Consider the following 22,922-nt stretch of genomic DNA (forward strand, 5'->3'; position numbering starts at 1 on the left):
AAGTTATTCAGGAACTATTTCGGTTTCTGAATAACCATCCCTATCTGAATTTTATTTACAGCACCTTGAGGTGAGGATGTGCTTCATCTGTAGGATGGAAAATAAATTTAGTGATAATTAGGAGTACCTATGAAACTGGATAAACCGAAAAGAGTTAATGGTCGGGTTCCCGTTTTATCCGCGGAGGATGCAGTAAAATATATTCCGGATGAAGCGACACTCTGTGTATTAGGTGCAGGTGGTGGGATTCTGGAAGCAACAACTTTAATAACAGCACTATCAGAACAATATAAAAATACACAGTCGCCACGTAATTTATCTTTAATTAGTCCCACCGGATTGGGCGATCGCGCAGAACGAGGAATTAGTCCACTGGCTCAGGAAGGGTTGGTTAAATGGGCACTTTGTGGCCATTGGGGACAATCACCACGTATTTCTGACTTGGCTGAACAAAATAAGATTAGCGCCTATAACTATCCGCAAGGCGTTTTGACTCAGGTTCTTCGTGCCTCTGCCGCTCACCAGCCAGGTATTTTAACTAATATTGGGATTGGCACATTTGTTGATCCACGCCAGCAAGGTGGAAAACTGAATGAAGTGACAAAAGAAGAACTGATTAAACTGATCGAAATTGATAATCAGGAATATCTCTTTTATAAGGCCATAGCGCCGACAGTGGCTTTTATTCGTGCCACAACCTGTGACAGTGAAGGTTACGCTTCTTTTGAAGATGAAGTGATGTATCTAGATGCCTTGGTTATCGCGCAGGCAGTGCATAACAATGGCGGCATTGTCATGATGCAAGTGCAGAAGATGGTCAAAAAAGCGACGCTTCATCCAAAATCCGTCAGAATACCCGGCTATCTGGTCGATATCGTGGTTGTCGATCCAGCACAAACTCAACTCTATGGTGGTGCACCGGTTAACCGTTTTATTTCCGGCGATTTTGTCTTGGATGACAGCACTAAGATGGCGATTCCACTGAACCAACGCAAACTGGTTGCCCGCCGTGCACTGTTTGAAATGCGTAAAGGGGCTGTCGGAAATGTGGGGGTCGGTATTGCAGATGGCATTGGCCTAGTTGCCAGAGAAGAAGGCTGCGCTGATGATTTTGTATTAACCGTGGAAACCGGCCCCATTGGCGGCATTACGACACAAGGTGTTGCTTTTGGTGCCAATGTGAATACCCGAGCCATTCTGGACATGACCTCGCAGTTTGATTTTTATCACGGTGGTGGGTTGGATGTTTGTTATTTGAGTTTTGCTGAAATAGATCAACAGGGCAATGTCGGCGTTCATAAATTTAATGGCAAAATTATGGGGACGGGCGGTTTTATTGATATTAGCGCTACCTCTAAAAAAATAATATTCTGCGGAACATTAACTGCAGGCAGCCTGAAAACTGAGGTCGGTGATGGAACGCTGAAAATAATTCAGGAAGGGCGAGTTAAAAAATTCATTAAAGAAATACCAGAAATTACGTTCAGCGGGAAAATTGCTTTAGAGCGTGGTTTAGATGTGCGTTATATCACTGAGCGAGCGGTATTTACCTTAAAAGAAGACGGATTACACTTGGTTGAAATTGCCCCCGGTGTTGATTTAGAAAGGGATATATTATCTCAAATGGATTTCAAGCCGATAATATCCACTGATCTGAAATTAATGGATGAACGGATGTTTTACGATAACGTCATGGGATTTGTTTTGTCTGATGATAAATAAAATAGGGGAGTGAAGAGTATGGACTTTAGCTTAACCGAAGAGCAAGAGTTATTGCTGGCGAGTATTCGGGAACTCATTACTAATGACTTCCCTGAAGAGTATTTCAGAACCTGTGATCAAACCGGAACTTATCCTAAAGAATTTATGAGGGCGTTATCGGATAATGGTATTTCTCTGTTAGGCGTACCAGAAGAATATAACGGGATCCCGGCTGATTATGTCACGCAAATGCTGGCACTCATGGAGGTTTCAAAGTGTGGTGCGCCAGCATTTCTGATTACTAATGGCCAGTGTATTCACAGTATGATGCGTTTTGGTTCACCGGAACAATTGCGGAAAACAGCAGAAAGTACATTGGCAACGGGTGATCCAGCTTATGCGCTGGCGCTGACTGAACCCGGTGCCGGTTCGGATAATAACAGTGCGACGACAAGTTACACACGCAAGAATGGCAAAGTGTATTTGAACGGCCAGAAGACTTTTATTACCGGGGCGAAAGAATACCCTTATATGCTGGTACTGGCGCGAGATCCTGAACCTAAAGATCCGAAAAAGGCATTTACACTTTGGTGGGTAGAGTCAAATCGGCCGGGTATTAAAATCAATCCATTACATAAAATTGGCTGGCACATGCTGAGTACCTGCGAAGTCTATCTCGATAATGTCGAAGTCGATGAAAGCGATATGGTCGGCGAAGAGGGAATGGGTTTCCTGAATGTCATGTACAACTTTGAAATGGAGCGCTTGATCAATGCTGCCCGCAGTACCGGTTTTGCTGAATGTGCTTTTGAAGATGCAGCAAAATATGCTAACCAGCGTATTCAATTTGGTAAGCCAATTGGGCACAACCAGATGATTCAGGAAAAACTGGTTCTAATGGCAGTAAAAATCGAAAATATGCGAAATATGGTGCTGAAAGTCGCATGGCAGGCTGATATGCATCAGTCATTAAGAACCAGTGCAGCATTGTGTAAATTGTATTGTGCTCGCACTGCTCTTGAAGTTATTGATGACGCGATACAGATTATGGGAGGGTTGGGCTATACCGATGATGCGCGAGTTTCCCGTTTCTGGCGTGACGTGCGTTGTGAGCGAATTGGTGGCGGAACCGATGAGATTATGATTTATATTGCTGGCCGCCAAATCTTGAAAGATTACCAAAATAAATAGTCACTTTTAGCAATCCGTTCACATTTTCAGATGTGAACGGATTGAGCTTAATATAAGACTATTTAGGTTTGCTGCCAGTCTCAGGTTAACATTTCAGTGCGTTCACTAAATTCCGATATATATTCCCCTTTGTTAAGATGGCTTTTGAACTGTTTTCGGTATTCTGAAGGGGAGCAGCCGACATGCCGAATAAATAATTTTGTGAAATGGTCGACATTCTCGTAGCCGACGCGGAAAGAAATTTCGTTTAGACATAATTCGGTATTGGTTAACGCAAACTTAGCTTCTGTTATTCGGCGCTTAATGACATAGTTTATCGGTGAGATACGATACTCTTTACTGAATTCATGGCAGATATAACTCACACTGGCTCGAAATTTTTTCGCTAACTGTTCTAGAGTTATTTTTTCTCTATAGTTATTGTTTAAATAAATAAGAATGTCTTTTACTAATATGTCTTTGATAATATTTCCGGTGTTGGTTCGGTAGGCACTTTTGAAGTTTTCGTAGAAGATAACGGTAAGAAGATAACCAAAGGCATCATAGACTGAGGAGGAAAGGCTCTCTTCTTGCTGAGGTAATAACAGACTGATTTCATGTATGACATCTTTATTTTTAACCGCTGAAACCACAGGGTAGGAATTGGGCTGCATTAATCGATTATCTTCCAACCCGTTTATTTTGAAACCATATACGGCGCAGGCGTAGGTCGTCGCGGGTGAGGTTGTATCAGAGGCCAAAGCATGCAGGCAACCGCGTTCGATAACAATAATATCGCCAGCTTGTGCAACATAATTAGATGAGTCGATGGTCAGTTTGACGACGCCTTTTTTGACGTAAATAAGTTCGGTCTCGGTTTCATGCACATGATGGCCTGATTCCCAATTTGGATCATCACTAATGACATATCTGGAGAGTTTTGGCGTGAGTCCATTTTCAAAAATGGCATCTGCCTTATTATCAAAACAGCGTTGATACATGGCTACTTCCCTATTTAACGATGAGATGAAACCGTCATTTTCAAGCAACTGATGACAAGATATACCACGAATTTAGCATACCAAAACAAGATTATTTGTGCGCTGTGCAAGATAATACGTCAGCAATTAGATGGTTAAAGAATTGAATGCTTGCCGATAATTTATCATTTTATTTGTTATTCTCTCATCTGATTTGACCTGTAAGACACATAGTTAACACACTGAATTTACATCGTGCTGCGGATTTCGCTCCTTCTCACAGCTAATAATGAGAATTTCCTTAAACATACATTCTATCTTTGATAAATATCACACATTTCTTTCCCTGTTTGATTTCATGTGGTAGCGCACAAACCGCTATTATTTTATTTTTATATATTCACGGCGCTGCAAGTAAAAATAAATTATTACCGCACTGATATATTCCTCATGTTTTTTTTGCAAGATAGTTGGTAACTAAAACATATTATCATGTCGTTATTTCCTTGCCAGAGTATCAATATATTCTCATTAAACTTATATATCCGTTTGAGATAATAGGAAATACGATGAAAATAATAACCTGTTTTAAGTTAGTCCCCGAAGAGCAAGACATTGTCGTGACTGCCGACCATAAGCTCAATTTTGATCGTGCTGACCCTAAAATCAGCCAATTTGATCTCAATGCAGTAGAAGCAGCGATGCAATTATCAGGTGATGATGGTCAAGTCATCGCACTCAGTGCAGGAGGGCCCTATTTAGAAAATACGAAAGTACGCAAAGATGTATTGTCACGTGGCCCTCATGAACTGTATTTACTGCAAGATGCATCTCTGGAATTTGCACTACCTAAAGACACAGCTCAGGCATTGGCGAGTGCGGCCAGTAAAATCGGATTTGATCTGATGCTGTTTGGCGAAGGTTCTGGTGATGTGTACGCCCAGCAGGTTGGGTTATTGGTGGGTGAAATGCTGCAGCTTCCTACTGTCAATGCTGTCAGTAATATTCAGGTGCTGGATGGTCGAGTCCTGATAGAACGCACTTTGGAAGATGAAATAGAGGTGTTGGAGTTGTCACTTCCGGCGGTACTTTGCGTCACCTCTGACATCAATGTGCCTAAAGTCCCTTCCATGAAAGCTATCCTCGGTGCAGGGAAAAAACCAGTAACACACTGGAAAGCGAGCGACATTGATTGGACACCTAGCCAACCTTATACCGAGATGGCCAATATTCAAGTCCCCCCACAAGCCGAACGCAAGCACATCATTATTGAAAATGATTCACCAGATTCCATTGCTGAACTGGCCGAGCATTTGAAGAAAGTACTGAACTAACCCAATACGGAGAGAAAAGATCATGAGCAAATTAAATAATGTATGGGTGTTCAGCGACAATCTTGATCGCTACGCCGAATTATTAGCTGGTGCTCGCCAGTGGGGAGAGCAGGTCAACGTCTTGGTACTGGGTGGTGAAAATACTCCATCCATTAAACCTCTGGGAGCGGACGCGCTCTATGTTTTGGCAGAGAAGTCTGCGCTACAGCGGGTAGAGAATTATGCTGAAACGTTGGTTTCTCTCATTGAGAAACCAACGGCGCAACAAACGCCTGCCACATTGATTTTGATGTCAGCAACTAAGCGTGGTAAAGCACTGGCGGCCCGTTTAGGCGTTTTACTCGAAGCGGCGGTGGTCAATGATGTCACGTCATTATCCGTTGGCGATGAAGGTACTTTTGCTGAACACCGGATGTATGGCGGGCTGGCATTTGGTAGAGAGAAAATTATGACGCCGATAGCTATTGTGACGCTTGCGCCCGGTGTCATCGAACCCATAGCGGCAGATCAATCCCATGATTGCACCATCCATCAAGCAAATTATGTCGCTCCTCGTCAGGAAATCTTGTGCAAAGAACGCCGTGCCAAATCTTTGAGTAGTGTTGATTTGAGTAAGGCCAAACGTGTTGTCGGGGTAGGGCGTGGCTTGGTCTCTCAAGCTGACCTCAATATGGTTCAAGAGCTGGCAACAGTGCTAGGTGCCGAAATGGGGTGTTCGCGCCCCATCGCTGAAGGTGAACATTGGATGGAGCGTGAACGTTACATTGGGGTGTCCGGTGTCTTGCTTAAGTCTGATCTTTACCTGACGTTGGGTATTTCCGGCCAGATTCAACATATGGTTGGGGGCAATGGTGCGAAAACTATTATTGCCATTAATAAAGATAAAAACGCGCCTATTTTCAAATATGCCGACTACGGCTTGGTTGGGGACATTTACAAAGTGGTTCCTGCCCTTATTGAGCAATTGACCCGTTAAGCCTGGATAGGGAGTCAAAGCAATGTCGGAAGAAAAGTTCGATGCCATTGTCGTCGGTGCGGGAGTCGCAGGATGTATTGCTGGCTATGTGATGGCGAAAGCCGGGCTGGATGTACTGGTCATTGAGCGGGGGAATACCGCTGGTAGTAAAAATATGACGGGAGGGCGCCTCTATGCACACAGTCTGGAGAGAATCATGCCGGGCTTTGCGCAAGAGGCCCCGATTGAGCGCAAAGTGACGAAAGAAAAGATTTCGTTTCTTACGGAAGAAAGTGCGGTCACGCTGGATTTCCATAGCGAGCAACCCGACATCCCCCTTAAAGCTTCTTATACCGTGCTGCGTAACCGATTTGACCCGTGGTTAATGGAAAAGGCGGAAGAGGCCGGAGTGCAATTTATTCCTGGCGTCAGAGTCGATGCTTTGCTCAGGGAAGGCAATCGAGTTATTGGGGTGCAAGCCGGCGAAGATTCGCTGGAGGCTAACATTGTTATTTTGGCCGATGGCGTCAATTCGCTGTTAGGCCGCTCCATTGGCATGGTGCCACCTTCGTCTCCCCATCATTATGCCGTCGGGGTTAAAGAGGTGATCGCGCTGTCGCCCTCGCAAATTGAAGATCGTTTCAATCTCTGTGCAGGAGAAGGGGCCGCTTGGTTGTTTGCTGGTTCCCCTTCGAATGGCTTAATGGGCGGTGGGTTTCTTTATACCAACCAAGATTCGGTCTCGCTGGGATTGGTCTGTGGGCTGGCAGATATTGAGCATGCCACTAAAAGTGTTCCACAGATGCTGGAGGATTTTAAACAGCATCCGGCGATTCGCCCGCTGATTCAAGGCGGCACATTGCTGGAGTATTCTGCGCATGTTGTACCGGAGGGCGGATTGGCGATGGTGCCACCACTGGTCAATGATGGCGTGATGATTGTCGGTGATGCTGCGGGGCTTTGCTTGAATCTGGGGTATACCATTCGCGGTATGGATTTGGCGATTGCCTCGGCAGAGGCTGCCGCCCAGACCGCTATTGAGGCCAAACAGCAGCAGGATTTCTCAGCCGCCATGCTGATGGGCTACAAGAAAAAACTGGATCAAAGTTTTGTGATGCAGGATATGCATCATTTCCGCAAGATGCCTGCAATGATGGAAAACCCGCGAATGTTTACACAATATCCTCGGATGGTCGCTGACATCATGACAGACATGTTCATCATCGATGGGAGCCCCAGCAAACCCATTCGCTCTAAAATATTGAATCGGGCCAAAAAGGTTGGGTTAATCAATCTGTTGAAAGATGGAATTAAGGGGGCAACGGCGTTATGAGTAATGAAAATACAGTTAATGTCGACGTCAAACTGGGTATCAACAAATTTCGTGTAGATGAAAGCAATCCTCACATTGTGTTAGTTGATAATCCTGATAGGGCGCAGTTTCGCAAGTTGATTAACGCCTGCCCTGCGGGGCTATACAAGCAAGACAGCGATGGCAATATTCATTTTGATTATGCCGGATGTTTGGAATGTGGAACTTGCCGAGTGCTCTGCGGCGATACCATCCTCGAAAAATGGGAATATCCCCAAGGTACTTTTGGTATCGAATTTCGCTTCGGTTAATCCCTGCATTGAATTGCTCTCATCTTTGGCCTATTCGTAGGCCATCTTCCTGCATCACTACCTATTAGATTTACAACGACACCGCGCAGTTGCTGTTAATAAGTGAGATAAAGCGAATGGCTATTACAATTAAATTTAATGATGAGCGTAGGGAGGCCTACCGGAAGCAAGGCTACTGGGGGGATGCGTCGCTCGCTGACTATTGGCACCATTCGGTCAAAGTTGCTCCCGAAAAGATAGCGGTCCTTGATAACCAAGGTACGTCATATACCTATGCTGCACTGGATTGCGCCGCCGGAAGTGTGGCTTCGTATCTGTTAGATTGTGGCATTCAGCCCGGCGACAGGGTTGCTTTTCAACTTCCGGGTTGGTGTGAGTTCACTCTGATCTATCTGGCCTGTCTGAAAACGGGGGCAGTTGCAGTCCCTCTGCTACCTGCTTATCGTGAAACCGAGCTTATTTGGACGCTGAATAAGAGTCAGGCGCGGATTCTATTTGTGCCGACCTTGTTCAAAAATGTCGACCCAGTGGCAATGATTGCCCCACTGCGTTCACAGCTTCCTTATCTTCAGCAAATGGTCGCAGTGGATAAACTGGCACCAGCAACATCACTGCCTTCATTGAGCCAGTTATTGCGCGATTATCCTCCGTTGGAAAACCCCGTTAAAGTCCATGGCGATGAACTGGCCGTTGTGCTGTTTACCTCTGGTACTGAAGGGGTTCCTAAAGGCGTGATGCTCACTCATAACAATGTGCTTGCCAGCGAGCGTGCATATTGTGCGACGTTAAATTTGAATTGGACGGATATCATCTTAATGCCCGCCCCGCTAGGGCATGCGACCGGTTTTCTGCATGGCGTGACTGCGCCTTTTATCATTGGTGCTCGCAGCGTCCTGCTGGATATTTTTAGTCCCCAAGCGTGCCTGACCTTGTTAGAACGGGAAAAATGTACCTGCGTGATGGGCGCCACACCTTTTGTGTATGATTTGCTGTGTACGGTGCAACAACAGCCGTATGACCTTTCTTCGTTGCGTTTCTTTTTATGCGGTGGTACGACGATCCCAAAACAAATAACCCGGGACTGTTTGCTCGTCGGCATTAAATTACTCAGTGTTTACGGCGCGACGGAAAGCTCACCTCATGCTGTGGTTAAACTTGATGATCCACTCTCTCGTGTGGTTAACACCGATGGGGTCGCAGTGTCTGGTGTCGAAATCAAAGTTGTCGATAAAGCACGTCAGACAGTCTCTCATGGCGAGGAGGGCGAAGAGGCCTCACGTGGCCCCAATGTTTTCATGGGGTATCTGGGGGAGCCGGAATTGACGGCTCAAGCGCTAGACGAGGAGGGCTGGTACTACAGCGGTGATCTTTGCCGCATGGATGAGGAAGGGTACATTAAAATAACGGGCCGCAAGAAAGATATTATCGTGCGCGGCGGTGAGAACATTAGTAGCCGTGAGGTCGAGGAGATTCTGTTATTGCACCCTCTGGTACAGGATGTTGGTGTCGTGGCGATGCCAGACGAAAGGCTTGGCGAACGGGCTTGTGCTTATGTGGTATTACGTGACGGTTGCCAGCCGTTAACGTTTACAGCGATGATCGATTTTTTTCGCAACCGACGGGTAGCCAAATACAAATATCCTGAACGGCTAGAGCTGGTGGATCGTTTACCACGCACGGCTTCAGGCAAAATCAAAAAATTTTTGTTACGCGAACTTTTGCTGCAAAAGCTGGTGCAGGAGGCGTCTTCTCATAACACACGAAATTGAAAATAGGGGAGAAGAAGCCTGTAACAGTGGTTTTCTTCCTAGAGCGCGGCAACTTTCGTTAGCCGCGCACTAGGAAGTAAAATAATAGTGGCTGATATCAGATCTGTTTTTCTTCGTTTATGAGGGCAGGGTTCGCCATTCATGGGGATAGTGCGAAGGAGTAAAGCGCAGAGTTAGCACCATTAGCCCAATAATACACCCAGCATGAAACATCCAGTCGAGCAGATAGTTTCCACTGAGGCTACGTAGCAGGCCAGATAAATACGGCGAAAGCCCGGCGATAATAAACCCAATTCCCTGCATAAAGGACACCAATCGCCGGGTAATCTCGTTGTGGGGGGAATGGTCAAGAGCCAGCACGAGGCACAAAGGAAATGCCCCGCCAAGCCCAATACCACAGACGACAGCCCACAGTATGGCGAACTGTTGTGGAAGCCAGATAAAGCCAAAGAAACCAATCAGTTGTAGTACTAGTGTGAGTAACAATAGTCCTCTTCTGTCCTGACGATTTGCCAGCAGAGGCAGAATTAATGCCCCCAGCGTCTGTCCGAGTGTCATTAACGCCAGTAAACCGCCGCTAAACTGAGTGCTGAAACCGAGTTGCATATAGTAAGGCGGTAACCAGGCAACCAAGCTGGCATAACCGCCGTTAATGAGCCCAAAATATAAACCTAATATCCACGCTCTTGGGTTGATATGTATGCGAACAGGTGAAGTAGATGGGGCGATATATGCGACTGAATTTAGTGATTTGCATTGAACCCGCCAACCGACAAGTGCGATGATGGCAGGCAATCCCCACCAAGCCAATGCGTGATACCAGAGAAGACTGTGCTGCGCCAGCCAAGGTGTCAAGGCCGCCCCCAATCCGCCGCCGCCCATTAGCATTGCAGACCATAAACCAATCACTTGTGGCATACGTTGGCTAAACAGACGTTTGATAATCGTCGGCATAATCGTTTGAATCACCCCGATACCAATACCGCCAAGTAGTGCGCTACTGAGCAATAAGCTGCTGCGCGGAGCGCTTTCGCGTAACAAAGAGCCAAGGGCAATCATCAGTAAGCTGAGTGCCACACTGTTGTACTCATTGAAATATTTACCCAGCCAGCCACCAACCAGAGCCATGACACCCATTGCCACGATAGGGAGCGTCGTCAGCAATGAGGCTACGCCGAAGCTTATGCCACTGGCTTGTTGTAACTGAGGCAGTAAGGGGCTAATAGACGTTAAGAGTGGGCGCATATTCAGGCCAATCAATACCAGTACCAACAACATCAGGTTATTTTTTTTCTGCTGCGCAAGCTTGCAAGATGTTGGCAATACGTCTTGTTGATGGCGGTTATTATGACTTGGGGACATCGTGTTCCTTGATGAGATCGGCGAATAGCAATATCCGCCTTGTTTGCTTCAATAAAAGTTAAAACGGTTTAGTTGGCAGGTATTTTCCGTCTAATGTGATGACCGCGCGCTCACCTCCATCGGGATCAGCGACTTTTTTCACGTCCAGTTTAAAGTTGATTGCGCTAATAATGCCGTCACCAAATTTTTCGTGAATCAAGACTTTGAGTGTGGTGCTGTAAACTTGCAGCATTTCGTAGAAACGGTACATGGTCGGATCGGTAGGAATGCCATCTTCGAAACTGCCACGTACCGGAATGGTTTGCAGCAGTCTCACGGCATCACTGTCGAGCTCTAGTTTTCGACCAACAATTTGTGCAACTTCTGCTGGCAATGGATGCTGCCCTAAAAGTGCAGCAGTGACGAAAGCCTCGGATAAGCCCGTTTCGTCAGCAATCTCGGCAAACGATAGATCTTTTTTCGCTTTAATATTCAGAATTTGATCTGCCAATATCAGACGAACATTGCGGTTAATTTGTGACTGAATCACGGTAATACCTCTTTTTATAAATTAATCAGTTATAGGAAGAAACGGCACGAACATTCGGGTTCGTAGCCAGAGAAACAAACTGGCGAGATGCGCGATCAAAAGCAGAAATCAGACCACTTTCAATGTCATACACCCAACCATGAATTGTCAGACGGCCTTCTTCAAGAGCAAGGCGTACCGATGGGTGAGTTTGGATATTGACCAGTTGGGCCGCTACATTCTCATGAACCATGGAAATCGTTTTATCGTGCATATTTTTGTATTCACGAGATTCATTCACTACTTTTGCTGAGTCCGCATACTGCAACCAGTGCTTGACGGCAGGCATATGGTCCAAGCAGAGACATTTGGCAATTGCGGTCATCGCGCCGCAGTCAGAATGACCACAAATCACGATGTCCGTTACTTTCAGTGCCGCAACGGCATATTCTACCGAAGCCGATATACCACCGGGCTCCGGGCCGTAAGAGGGGACAATGTTGCCAGCATTGCGGATCACAAACAGGTCACCGGGTTCACGCTGAGTCACCAGCTCTGGCACCATGCGGCTGTCTGAACAGGAAATGAACAGTGTTTTTGGACTTTGTTGCGTGGCCAGACTTTTGAATAATTCAGCACGTTCAGGAAATGCGTCACGTTGGAATTTCAGGAAACCGTTAATAATCTCTTTCATGGTAGGTTCACTTTCTTGCTCTAGGATGCGGTGAAGATTATTCCTTTTGTTCTATAAGATAAAAGACTGATTTATAATTGGTGTAATTCAAAAATCTTATGAGTCATTGCCATGAATGTCCGCTATGTTCGCTATTTTCTTGCTGTCGCAGAGCACCAAGGGTTTACAAGAGCTGCCGCCGCGCTGCATGTATCACAGCCCGCGTTGTCACAGCAGATCAAGCAGCTGGAAGAAAGTCTTAATACCCAACTATTTGATCGCAGCGGGCGTAATATTCGGCTGACGGATTCCGGGGAAGTCTATTTACAATATGTGCGCCGTGCATTTCGGGCTTTGGACGAAGGGAAACGAGCTATTCATGATGTTGAGGATCTCAGTCGGGGATCGCTACGTGTTGCTGCCACACCTACCTTTAGCGCCTATTTTATCGGGCCGCTGGTGGCAGAGTTTTATGCACGCTTTCCAAATATTAATTTACAAGTCCAAGAAATGTCGCAGGAGAAGATAGAAAGTCTGTTATTGAATAATGACTTGGATGTAGGAATTGCCTTTGATAACGGTGATTTTCAAGATATTGAATCACAGCACCTTCTGACTGAAACTCTGGCATTGATTGTTGCCAACCATCATCCTCTGGCATGGCAAAAAAAGGTGACTCTTGAAGATCTCAACAATGAAAAACTCATCCTTCTCAGTCAGGAGTTCGCCACGCGTGTACATATCGATCGCAATTTTCTTCAAGCAGGGTTGCACCCTAGGGTACAGATAGAGATGAATGAAATCAGTACTGTTCTTGATGTGATCCGTCGTACATCACTCTCAACCTTGCTTCCCGCCACGATTGCTATACAAAATAATGACTTGGTGGCACTCCCTGTTACAGGTTGGGAATTAGGAAGAACGGCGGTATTAATGCGGCGAAGAGGGGCGTGGCAGACAGCGGCAACAAAGGTATTTATTGATGTTGCATTGGAAGTGGCTAATAAAATTGTTGTGACCAAATAGTTCGGCATCTTGAATATAAGAGTATCGGAGACAGAGAAAAAAAATCCACGCATGCGCGTGGATTTTGTGGGGTTTGTGCTCTTTGTGAGGTCTAGTGAGAACTTATGAGACAACAAATTCTATTTAGACGTTAAATAAGAAGTTCATCACATCGCCATCTTTTACGATGTAATCTTTGCCTTCTGAACGCATTTTCCCAGCTTCTTTCGCGCCTTGCTCACCTTTGTAGGTGATGAAGTCTTCAAACGCGATAGTTTGTGCGCGGATGAAACCCTTCTCAAAGTCAGTATGAATTTTACCCGCAGCTTGAGGTGCGGTTGCGCCGACAGGAATAGTCCAAGCACGAACTTCTTTCACTCCGGCGGTGAAATAGGTTTGCAGATTCAGCAGTTCATAACCGGCACGGATAACACGGTTCAGGCCAGGCTCCTCAATACCTAATTCGGCCATAAACTCAGCGCGATCTTCATCTTCTAACTCAGCAATATCAGATTCCACCGCGGCACAGACAGCAACGACCACCGAGCCTTCCGCTGCGGCAATAGCACGGACTTGGTCCAGATATGGGTTATTCTCGAAGCCATCTTCATTGACGTTGGCAATGTACATAGTGGGTTTCAGCGTCAGGAAGCTCAGATAACGGATAGCCGCTTTATCTTCCGCTGTCAGGTCAAGCGCACGCAGCATGCCCGCATTCTCTAAATGTGGCAGACATTTTTCCAGTGCTTCCAGCTCAGCTTTTGCGTCTTTATCGCCACCTTTGGCTTTCTTCTGTACACGGTGTATTGCACGTTCGCAGGTTTCAAGGTCAGAAAGTGCCAACTCAGTATTGATGGTGTCAATGTCATCTGCTGGATCAACTTTGCCAGCAACATGAATAATATTGTCATTCTCAAAGCACCGCACCACATGCCCGATGGCTTCTGTTTCGCGAATATTGGTCAGGAATTGGTTACCCAAGCCTTCACCTTTGGATGCCCCTTTAACCAGACCCGCGATATCAACAAATTCCATCGTCGTTGGCAAGATTCGCTGAGGTTTAACAATTTCGGCCAATTGGTCCAGACGCGGATCCGGCATTGGCACAACACCCGTATTGGGTTCAATGGTACAGAACGGGAAGTTAGCTGCTTCGATGCCCGCTTGTGTCAACGCGTTGAATAGGGTGGATTTACCAACGTTAGGCAGGCCCACAATACCGCATTTGAATCCCATGTTTTATATCACCTTAAATAACTTAAAAATCAACTTGTTAGGGTTAACAAGCCAATGTAATCAAAATTTATGCCGCCATTATACACATAATGATGATTTATCTCGATCATGCTCTTACGTTGTGGGGCTGGCATTTATTGCTATAGCTGATAGGTAATTGATTTTTCTAACTCTGTGTTCGAGATCACGCTTTGGCCATCTGAAGTTTTCCAGTAAATATCCGATAACGAGTTATTAGGATTTACATAATGAATTTGGATAATGTCCATGGAAATGAGCATCTACAAATGGTTGATAGTCATTCTATTTGGCGGCGTGGTGGGGATTGCAGGCATACGGTTTCTGACTGCGGATATTGAGTCTAGTGACCCCACTTTTGCACAATTAGTCGATCAATATGGTGTACAGATAGAGAATCAGTCGGGCAAAAGTGTCAGATATGTAGGTTACAAGAAAAATACACTTTATGAGGATTTTGATGGAGTTCAACTGACATTCACTGCCCTGAACGATAAATTCGAACGCAGCCATGAATTAGCCGAAAATAAGAAGAAAGCGGCGGATTGGACATCTCTTTTTTGTACTGATGAACTACAGGATATTGCTGGCGAATATGATGCGAAGAGCAATCATTTTCTTGGGCGGGTGAGGGTCATTATTGCAGGGGTTGTGCTAACCAGTGAGGGGCAACAGGGAATTAATGCACTGTGTAATAAAAATGAGTAAAGCCAGAAGTTGAGGCCCCGGCGCAGGTTTATCCGCCGGGGAATTGGAAAATGGCTATACGCTCGCCTTAAAGGAATGTAGACGATTCATTGCTTTGGTGATGCCCTCTTTCAACAGCACCTCAGTACAACGAATAGATTCGTCAATTGCATCGTCAATTAATGTTTGCTCACTGGCTGGCGGTTTACCAAGAACAAAACCAGTGACTTTACTCTTATCACCCGGGTGGCCAATACCAATACGTAGACGATAGAAATTGGGATTGTTGCCAAGTTTGCTCTGAATATCTTTCAGGCCGTTATGTCCACCATTCCCCCCACCCAATTTCAACTTGGCTACGCCTGGTGGGATATCAAGTTCATCATGGGCGACTAGAATTTCTTCGGGCAGTATGCGGTAAAATCCGGCCATTGCCGAAACCGCTTTGCCACTTAAGTTCATAAATGTAGACGGCACCAGCAAGCGAACATCCTGACCTGCCAGATTTAACCGTGCGGTATAACCGAAGAATTTACTCTCTTCTTTCAGTGATTGATTATGGCGTTCAGCCAATAAATCCACATACCAGGCTCCCGCATTATGGCGAGTTTGGGCATATTCAGCGCCCGGATTTGCCAGCCCAACGATTAATTTAATGCTGCTCACGTCGTCATTCACTATAACTAAAGGAATTAAAGTGGGACAGTTTACCTGTCATGGGCGTAATAACAAAACCCAGGATGGTAACTTATTTGTTATTGACTCATTAGTCGATAACACCTTTGAGGGTTTTTAATATGGATTACACAGAAACTGATTCACAATGTGAATAATTACTTGAATGTATAATTCAATCTTGGTGCTAAATGACTGGATAATGTAAAGATTTGTTGGAATATATTTGCCAGTTGTGATCACAAGCGCAATACCTTCGCGGTGAGGCTGACTATACTTAGTTATTAAGTGGACATGAATAATCGCATTAAGCAAGCAGTTTAGATGTATGGCTAAGTGGTTATTTATTGGCAGCCCAAGTGGAGGTGGCATATGAAACGTAAAAATGCAGCAATGCTCGGTAATGTGCTCATGGGTCTGGGTTTGGTAACAATGGTCGGCGGGGTAGGTTACTCTATTCTGACAGAAGTTACCCAGCTTGGTTTACCGCAATTTTTTGCCCACGGAGCAGTGATGAGTATTTTTGTCGGGGCACTGTTATGGTTAGTCGGTGCACGTATTGGTGGGCGTGAAGAAGTGGCAGACCGCTATTGGTGGGTTAAACACTTTGATAAACGTTGCAACCGTAATCAACGTCACTCGTAGTCATTTGTTAGCGCTATCGATGAATGGCAGCGTTTAGACGTTTAAAACAGTCAATAGAGAACCTATCTTCTCGGCTTTTAAGTGAGCTGATGTTAGGGAGGGGTAAATGACGGCTCAACGATCTATTAGCCAAGAGTCAATTGATCACGAACCTATCGATCAAGAGTAGAAAACCCGTTGTCGCATCTGCTTCAACGGGTTTTTCTTTATCTGCTTCAGTCAGTTCATCGCGCAGTATCAAAAAGCCACAAATACCCTAACGCGATCCCCACGGAGTGGCTTATCACGAAATAACCCGATGGTTAACTGCGGCCACATAGCACCGCAGGGATATTCATAACGTAATACTGATTAATGCTCAAACATCGCAGAGATCGACTCTTCATTACTGATACGGCGGATGGCTTCAGCCAGCATGCCGGACAGTGTCAGAGTACGTACATTTTTCAATGCTTTGATTTCAGCTGACAGCGGAATAGTGTCACAAACAATCACTTCGTCAATAACGGAATGTTTGATGTTTTCAACCGCATTACCAGAGAAGATCGGGTGAGTTGCATAAGCGAATACACGCTTGGCACCACGTTCTTTCAAGGCTTCAGCCGCTTTACACAAAGTGCCACCGGTATCGATCATATCGTCAACTAATACGCAGTCACGGCCCGCAACGTCACCGATGATATGCATCACCTGAGAAACGTTGGCGCGTGGACGACGTTTGTCGATAATCGCCATATCAGTATCATTGAGCAATTTTGCGATAGCTCTGGCACGAACTACGCCGCCGATATCTGGAGAGACAACAATTGGGTTTTCCAGATTCTGCTGCAACATATCTTCCAGCAGGATTGGGCTACCAAATACGTTATCAACCGGAACATCGAAGAAGCCTTGGATCTGTTCAGCATGAAGGTCCACTGTCAATACGCGGTCAACCCCAACACTCGAGAGGAAATCGGCAACAACTTTGGCAGTGATAGGTACACGAGCGGAACGCACACGGCGATCCTGACGGGCGTAACCGAAGTAAGGAATAACAGCAGTAATACGTCCTGCGGAGGCGCGACGCAGGGCATCAACCATGACAACCAGTTCCATCAGGTTATCGTTCGTGGGTGCGCAGGTGGACTGGATGATGAAAATATCACCACCGCGTACATTTTCGTTGATTTGCACGCTCACTTCGCCGTCGCTAAAACGACCTACAGCGGCGTCACCAAGGCTGGTGTACAAACGGTTGGCAATACGTTGTGCTAGTTCCGGGGTGGCGTTACCAGCAAAAAGCTTCATATCAGGCACGAGAAGAACCTCAGGCATGCGTCCAGAGAAGATATTGTCAGATCAGTAATCAGGGGCGATTAATACATACTGATTGCAATATACATACGGGTATTTAAAGCCAAAACACATCAAACCTAAAACAGCATTATGAACCGGCTTTCAATCAAGTGAGACAGGTATTTCAGAACCCAAGGTCAGCGGCCAATACTTCGACCTGACATAACGCTGTAAATCGTTATCTGTGCTCACTGCTTTCAATTTTCCCAGAGCGTACACGATGCAGTGGCGAAACATTCACACCACGGGCGACAAAACCGTGCAACCACTCAGGGGCAATACTTAACACCTGCCGGGCCGATGACTCAGTGTCGAATTCTGCAAACACACAAGCGCCGGTTCCGGTAAGGCGTGACGGAGCGTATTCTAACAGCCATGAAAGAGCCTGTTCAACCTCGCGAAAACGTTTTCTTGCTATTGGTTCGCAATCATTTGCGTACGGAGCGCTTAAAAGCGCCGCCAGCGGGCGAATTGGCGTATTTCTTTTTAATTCGGGATCGGAAAAAATAATGGGGGTTGGGATGCTGACTCCGGGGTGTGCGACCAAATACCACTTCTGTTCAGGCTCCGCCGGTTGCAATTTTTCACCCACACCTTCGGCAAAAGCGGCATGCCCACGTACAAATACCGGGACATCAGCACCCAAGGTTAAACCCAATGTGGCTAATTCTTCATCAGATAATCCGCATTGCCACAAGGTATTGAGTGCGACCAACACCGTCGCGGCATTAGACGAACCGCCACCCAATCCTCCCCCCATAGGTAAGCGTTTATCGATACTGATATCGGCTCCCCGAGGCAAGTTTGCCGCATGACCGCTTTGCCGGGTGGAGTGGTGTTGCAGCAACCGTGCAGCTCGTACTATCAGGTTCTGTTCGTTTTCTACACCTGCAATAGGGGTTAATAAGCGAATTTGGTCATCATCTCGCGGCACGATAGTCAGTTCGTCACCATAGTCGAGAAACTGGAACAACGTCTGCAATTGGTGATAACCATCGGCACGTTGCCCAGTGATATAAAGAAATAAATTCAATTTTGCTGGCGACGGCCAGACATATTGATTATGGGTAACCATGTTATTTAACCGTCCAGTTATCCATTTTTAGCTTGATACGTTGCTCGCCTTGGCTCAATTCCATACGGCTAGGTAATGGCGGTGTCACCTTGGTGTTGTATTCCTGATAATCAACAACCCACGTCACCCCATCTTGTTTATACGTTAGTTGCTTCAGGCGGTATTTATCATCAAGGACGAAATCAGTGGTATCACCCGGTAGCCCCAGAATCCATTGGCGTAAGCTTTCCAATGGAATCGACATGCCTGTTAATTTTTGAATCATCTCTTGCGGGTCATCACTGACATAGCGTTTACCCTGATTATCAGTCAATTGGGTCACACCGGGTTGGACGACTAACTCAAGCTCAGTGCTGCCCAGCGGGTTGGTTAACAAGAGGCGATAACGTTCAGGTGCCGTTTGCTGCCAAAAGAAGCGTGCATAAACTTTTTGTTTTTCAGAGAGGTATGCAAATGCACCACGGGTTTGGAATTGGCTCAATTGCTGCAATTGTTGCTCATGTTGACGCCATTGCGGTGATGTTGGGCTGGTCGCCGGGCCGGTTGGCGGTGTTGTGCTACAGGCTGCCAACAGCAGAGTAGCCAATGGAAGCAGACGATAAAAACTGATTTTGCACTGAGGCATATGGGTATAAATCCTATCGGTCGCAGGGTTTTCACGGCGGCACGTTTTAAATGAAGCGGCTTAATAATAAAGCAAATCGTTTTGATGTGTCTTGATTTGATGCAGCTTAATTCGGCGTCATTGCTGTTCACGCTAACGACCTGAGGGCAGAGCGTCAATATCTTGTTCTATTTTGTACATCATATAATCAATTCTTGAGCATAATTTGGGATAATACTTAGGATGATGCACTGCGACTTTTATTGATCCCGCGCATCAAGTAGAATGCGGTTCAGACGAGAATCCATACTAACATCAGTATTACTCGAAGCCGTTCTCATGACACTGCTTGCATTAGGCATTAACCACAAAACCGCACCTGTATCGCTACGTGAACGCGTGACGTTTTCGCCGGAATCGATCGATCAGGCTCTTGCTAGCTTGCTCCAACAACCGTTGGTGCAGGGCGGTGTCGTGTTGTCTACGTGTAACCGAACTGAGTTATATCTCAGCGTAGAACAGCAAGAAAATCTGCACGACCAACTTATCAGCTGGCTATGTAACTACCATCAGCTCAGTCCGGAAGACGTGAAAAAAAGTCTGTATTGGCATCATGGTAATGATGCAGTCAGCCATTTGATGCGTGTTGCTAGCGGGTTGGACTCACTGGTCTTAGGTGAGCCGCAAATTTTGGGGCAAGTGAAAAAAGCCTTTGCGGAGTCTCAGCGCGGGCAATCACTGTCAGGCGAGTTGGAGCGTTTGTTCCAAAAATCGTTCTCCGTGGCTAAGCGGGTTCGCACGGAAACTGAAATTGGTGCCAGCGCAGTATCGGTTGCGTTTGCAGCTTGTACACTGGCGCGTCAAATTTTTGAGTCACTCTCCGAGCTGAATGTGTTGCTAGTAGGGGCCGGTGAAACTATTGAGCTGGTAGCTCGCCATCTGCGCGAGCATCAAGTCAAACATATGATTATTGCCAACCGGACACGTGAACGTGCGCAAGCACTGGCGACAGAAGTCGGTGCTGAGGTGATTACATTACCCGAGATAGATGCCCGCCTTGCCGATGCGGATATCATCATCAGTTCCACTGCCAGCCCACTGCCAATTATTGGCAAAGGTATGGTAGAACGTGCACTGAAAAGCCGCCGCAATCAGCCAATGCTGTTTGTTGATATTGCTGTGCCGCGGGATATCGAACCCGAAGTTGGTAAACTGTCCAATGCTTATTTATACAGTGTTGATGATTTACAAGCGATTATTCAGCACAATATGGCGCAGCGTCAGGCAGCTGCAGTTCAAGCTGAATCGATAGTACAGCAAGAAAGCATGAATTTTATGACTTGGCTCCGAGCACAAGGGGCGGTCGAAACCATTCGTGACTACCGCTCTCAGGCCGAGCAGGTTCGCAGTGAGATGACAGCGAAAGCTTTAGCTGCCATTGAGCAAGGGGCTAATATAGAACAGGTGGTGAATGAATTGGCCCATAAGCTAACCAACCGTCTGATTCATGCGCCCACCAAATCCCTCCAGCAAGCCGCTAGCGATGGCGATATGGAGCGGTTGCAATTATTACGCGACAGCCTTGGGCTGGATCAGCACTAGTTTCCTCTAATTACAGGGTTTAAAACCACGGATGAAGTCTTCTATTGTTGCCAAACTGGAAGCGTTACAAGAGCGCCACGAAGAAGTGCTGGCGCACCTTGGCGATGCCAGCGTTATTGCTGATCAAGACCGTTTCCGCGCGTTATCACGTGAATATGCGCAATTGTCCGATGTCACTCGCTGTTTTAAAGAATGGCGCAGTGTACAAGATGATCTTGAAGCAGCAGAAATGATGCTCGAAGATCCTGAAATGCGTGAAATGGCACAGGAAGAACTAAAAGAAGCCAAAGCTCGGAGTGAAGAGCTGGAACAGCAATTGCAGCTATTATTGCTGCCAAAAGATCCTGACGATGAACGTGATTGCTTCCTGGAAATTCGCGCTGGAACTGGCGGTGACGAAGCGGCTATTTTTGCCGGAGACATGTTCCGTATGTATAGCCGATATGCTGAAGCGCGCCGCTGGAAAGTTGAGATTATGAGCGCCAGTGAAGGTGAGCATGGTGGTTATAAAGAAGTGATAGCTAAAGTCTCCGGTGAGGGGGTCTTTGGGCAACTGAAATTTGAGTCAGGTGGTCACCGTGTTCAGCGTGTGCCAGAAACCGAGTCGCAGGGGCGTATTCACACCTCGGCTTGTACTGTGGCAGTGATGCCTGCGATTCCTGAAGCTGAGATGCCGGAAATCAATGCTGGCGACTTGCGCATTGATACCTTCCGCTCATCAGGCGCGGGGGGGCAGCACGTTAACACCACGGATTCGGCCATCCGTATTACCCATATCCCGACCGGGATTGTGGTGGAGTGTCAGGACGAGCGCTCACAACATAAGAATAAAGCCAAGGCGATGTCAGTGTTGGGGGCTCGTATCCGTGCAGCAGAAATGCAAAAACGTCAATTGGCCGAAGCCTCTGAGCGCCGTAATTTGTTAGGTTCTGGTGACCGCTCAGATCGCAACCGCACTTATAACTTCCCGCAGGGGCGTGTCACTGATCATCGTATCAACCTGACACTTTATCGTCTGGATGAAGTAATGGAAGGTAAACTGGATATGTTGATCCAGCCGATTGTGCAGGAATATCAAGCGGATCAGCTCTCTGCGTTGTCTGAGCAAGACTAATGGATTATCAGCAGTGGCTGTCGCTAGCGGCAGCCCGTTTTAATCAAAGTGACAGCCCAAAGCGTGACGCTGAGATCTTGTTGAGTTTTGTCACCGGGCGCGCACGCACCTATTTGCTGGCTTTCGGTGAAACAGTGCTGACAAGCGAGCAGTTAGCCATCTTGGAGCCATTGGCAGCCCGGCGTGAACAGGGGGAGCCGATAGCTTATCTGGTCGGGGAGCGTGAGTTTTGGTCACTGCCATTGAGTGTTTCCTCCGCCACATTGATCCCGCGTCCAGACACCGAGTGTTTGGTTGAGCAGGCGTTGGCGCATCTCCCCGCCACTCCCTGTCACATTCTGGATTTAGGAACGGGCACAGGGGCTATTGCTTTGGCTATCGCCAGTGAACGGCCCGATTGCACTGTCATGGGGGGTGATATAAACGCTGATGCTGTTGCGCTGGCTCGACACAATGCAGAAAAACTGGCGATAAAGAATGTACATTTTGTGCAGAGTCGCTGGTTTGAATCGGTGAGTGGTCAATTTACTCTTATTGCCAGTAACCCCCCCTATATCGATGCCAATGACCCTCACCTTAATGAAGGTGATGTTCGCTATGAACCGCACAGTGCGCTGGTGGCCCCGGCTGAAGGTTTAGCAGATTTGGCCGAAATTATTCGACAATCTCCAGCATATTTAGAAACTGGGGGATGGTTGCTGTTGGAACATGGCTGGCAGCAAGCTGAGGCAGTACAGAGATTACTTAAGAATTCAGGATTTAGCGCAGTAATGACGTATAAAGATTATGGTAATAATGATCGTGTTACACTGGGACAATGGGGCGTTTAATCAAGAAAAATCCCGTTT

The 22,922-nt window shown here is 46.6% G+C and carries 22 protein-coding genes; 13 read left to right on the forward strand and 9 right to left on the reverse strand.

The window, feature by feature from the left end; genetic code table 11:
* The first annotated feature begins 129 nt into the window (after positions 1–129).
* Complete coding sequence (locus tag HUZ92_RS17340) at positions 130–1,722, forward strand: acyl CoA:acetate/3-ketoacid CoA transferase (protein WP_050098213.1); 1,593 nt, start codon at positions 130–132, stop codon at positions 1,720–1,722.
* 18 nt (positions 1,723–1,740) lie between these two features.
* On the forward strand, positions 1,741–2,892 hold the full coding sequence (locus tag HUZ92_RS17345) for an acyl-CoA dehydrogenase (protein ID WP_050098212.1): 1,152 nt from the start codon (positions 1,741–1,743) through the stop codon (positions 2,890–2,892).
* Between the two features lie 80 nt (positions 2,893–2,972).
* Here the strand turns inward: HUZ92_RS17345 and HUZ92_RS17350 are convergent, their stop codons facing one another.
* Complete coding sequence (locus HUZ92_RS17350; protein WP_050296365.1) at positions 2,973–3,872, reverse strand: AraC family transcriptional regulator; 900 nt, start codon at positions 3,870–3,872, stop codon at positions 2,973–2,975.
* A 548-nt stretch (positions 3,873–4,420) separates the two neighbouring features.
* Here HUZ92_RS17350 and HUZ92_RS17355 point away from each other — a divergent pair.
* From HUZ92_RS17355 to fadK, 5 genes are all read left to right on the forward strand, one after another.
* A complete protein-coding gene (locus HUZ92_RS17355) occupies positions 4,421–5,185 on the forward strand; it encodes an electron transfer flavoprotein (RefSeq protein WP_050139545.1) in 765 nt (254 codons plus the stop codon).
* A 22-nt stretch (positions 5,186–5,207) separates the two neighbouring features.
* Positions 5,208–6,161 (forward strand): electron transfer flavoprotein subunit alpha, encoded by a 954-nt coding sequence (locus HUZ92_RS17360; protein ID WP_050296364.1) that lies wholly within the window; start codon positions 5,208–5,210, stop codon positions 6,159–6,161.
* A 22-nt stretch (positions 6,162–6,183) separates the two neighbouring features.
* Complete coding sequence (locus HUZ92_RS17365; protein ID WP_050098208.1) at positions 6,184–7,473, forward strand: FAD-dependent oxidoreductase; 1,290 nt, start codon at positions 6,184–6,186, stop codon at positions 7,471–7,473.
* Positions 7,470–7,763, forward strand: a complete 294-nt coding sequence (locus HUZ92_RS17370; protein WP_050098207.1) for a ferredoxin family protein — start codon at positions 7,470–7,472, stop codon at positions 7,761–7,763. Before HUZ92_RS17365 ends, HUZ92_RS17370 begins: the two co-directional genes overlap by 4 nt.
* A 116-nt stretch (positions 7,764–7,879) precedes the next feature.
* Positions 7,880–9,532, forward strand: a complete 1,653-nt coding sequence (gene fadK / locus HUZ92_RS17375) for a medium-chain fatty-acid--CoA ligase (protein ID WP_145579561.1) — start codon at positions 7,880–7,882, stop codon at positions 9,530–9,532.
* A gap of 117 nt (positions 9,533–9,649) precedes the next feature.
* On the opposite strand, the gene HUZ92_RS17380 is transcribed toward fadK, so the two are convergent.
* The 3 genes from HUZ92_RS17380 to HUZ92_RS17390 form a co-directional block, all read right to left on the reverse strand.
* Positions 9,650–10,810 carry a cyanate transporter gene (locus tag HUZ92_RS17380; protein ID WP_235896981.1) on the reverse strand — a complete coding sequence of 387 codons (1,161 nt, stop codon included), beginning with the start codon at positions 10,808–10,810 and terminating at the stop codon, positions 9,650–9,652.
* A 142-nt stretch (positions 10,811–10,952) separates the two neighbouring features.
* On the reverse strand, positions 10,953–11,423 hold the full coding sequence (cynS, locus tag HUZ92_RS17385; RefSeq protein ID WP_050098205.1) for a cyanase: 471 nt from the start codon (positions 11,421–11,423) through the stop codon (positions 10,953–10,955).
* A 25-nt stretch (positions 11,424–11,448) separates the two neighbouring features.
* Positions 11,449–12,096 carry a carbonic anhydrase gene (locus HUZ92_RS17390; protein WP_050098204.1) on the reverse strand — a complete coding sequence of 216 codons (648 nt, stop codon included), beginning with the start codon at positions 12,094–12,096 and terminating at the stop codon, positions 11,449–11,451.
* 111 nt (positions 12,097–12,207) lie between these two features.
* Between HUZ92_RS17390 and cynR the strand changes: the two genes are divergently transcribed.
* Entirely contained in the window at positions 12,208–13,101 is an 894-nt protein-coding gene (cynR, locus tag HUZ92_RS17395) for a transcriptional regulator CynR (protein WP_145579563.1), read from the forward strand.
* 123 nt (positions 13,102–13,224) lie between these two features.
* On the opposite strand, the gene ychF is transcribed toward cynR, so the two are convergent.
* The gene (ychF, locus tag HUZ92_RS17400; protein WP_050098202.1) at positions 13,225–14,316 is read right to left on the reverse strand and encodes a redox-regulated ATPase YchF; all 1,092 of its coding nucleotides are present in this window, start codon (positions 14,314–14,316) and stop codon (positions 13,225–13,227) included.
* A 267-nt stretch (positions 14,317–14,583) separates the two neighbouring features.
* Between ychF and HUZ92_RS17405 the strand changes: the two genes are divergently transcribed.
* Positions 14,584–15,042: a hypothetical protein gene (locus HUZ92_RS17405; protein ID WP_050139778.1), complete on the forward strand. Its 459-nt coding sequence runs from the start codon at positions 14,584–14,586 to the stop codon at positions 15,040–15,042.
* Between the two features lie 54 nt (positions 15,043–15,096).
* Here HUZ92_RS17405 and pth read toward each other — a convergent pair whose 3' ends face one another.
* On the reverse strand, positions 15,097–15,687 hold the full coding sequence (gene pth / locus HUZ92_RS17410) for an aminoacyl-tRNA hydrolase (protein WP_050098615.1): 591 nt from the start codon (positions 15,685–15,687) through the stop codon (positions 15,097–15,099).
* Between the two features lie 381 nt (positions 15,688–16,068).
* Between pth and ychH the strand changes: the two genes are divergently transcribed.
* A complete protein-coding gene (gene ychH, locus HUZ92_RS17415; RefSeq protein WP_050098201.1) occupies positions 16,069–16,341 on the forward strand; it encodes a stress-induced protein YchH in 273 nt (90 codons plus the stop codon).
* Positions 16,342–16,692: 351 nt separating this feature from the next.
* Here the strand turns inward: ychH and prs are convergent, their stop codons facing one another.
* The 3 genes from prs to lolB all read right to left on the reverse strand — a co-directional run bounded on the left by prs (position 16,693) and on the right by lolB (position 19,379).
* Positions 16,693–17,640 (reverse strand): ribose-phosphate diphosphokinase, encoded by a 948-nt coding sequence (gene prs, locus HUZ92_RS17420; RefSeq protein WP_004390739.1) that lies wholly within the window; start codon positions 17,638–17,640, stop codon positions 16,693–16,695.
* A gap of 217 nt (positions 17,641–17,857) precedes the next feature.
* The gene (gene ispE / locus HUZ92_RS17425) at positions 17,858–18,754 is read right to left on the reverse strand and encodes a 4-(cytidine 5'-diphospho)-2-C-methyl-D-erythritol kinase (RefSeq protein WP_050098200.1); all 897 of its coding nucleotides are present in this window, start codon (positions 18,752–18,754) and stop codon (positions 17,858–17,860) included.
* 1 nt (position 18,755) lies between these two features.
* Positions 18,756–19,379: a lipoprotein insertase outer membrane protein LolB gene (gene lolB, locus HUZ92_RS17430; protein ID WP_050098199.1), complete on the reverse strand. Its 624-nt coding sequence runs from the start codon at positions 19,377–19,379 to the stop codon at positions 18,756–18,758.
* Positions 19,380–19,697: 318 nt separating this feature from the next.
* Here lolB and hemA point away from each other — a divergent pair, with 318 nt between their 5' ends.
* The 3 genes from hemA to prmC are packed head-to-tail and all read left to right on the forward strand — an operon-like array spanning position 19,698 to position 22,904.
* The gene (gene hemA, locus HUZ92_RS17435; protein WP_128450982.1) at positions 19,698–20,960 is read left to right on the forward strand and encodes a glutamyl-tRNA reductase; all 1,263 of its coding nucleotides are present in this window, start codon (positions 19,698–19,700) and stop codon (positions 20,958–20,960) included.
* Positions 20,961–20,991: 31 nt separating this feature from the next.
* Positions 20,992–22,074 (forward strand): peptide chain release factor 1, encoded by a 1,083-nt coding sequence (prfA, locus tag HUZ92_RS17440; RefSeq protein WP_050098197.1) that lies wholly within the window; start codon positions 20,992–20,994, stop codon positions 22,072–22,074.
* Positions 22,074–22,904, forward strand: coding sequence for a peptide chain release factor N(5)-glutamine methyltransferase (prmC, locus tag HUZ92_RS17445; RefSeq protein ID WP_050098196.1), 831 nt, complete (start codon positions 22,074–22,076; stop codon positions 22,902–22,904). Before prfA ends, prmC begins: the two co-directional genes overlap by 1 nt.
* Positions 22,905–22,922 lie beyond the last annotated feature (18 nt).

It is taken from the genome of Yersinia vastinensis (assembly GCF_902726565.1).
In the GTDB taxonomy this organism is placed as follows: Bacteria; Pseudomonadota; Gammaproteobacteria; order Enterobacterales; family Enterobacteriaceae; genus Yersinia; species Yersinia vastinensis.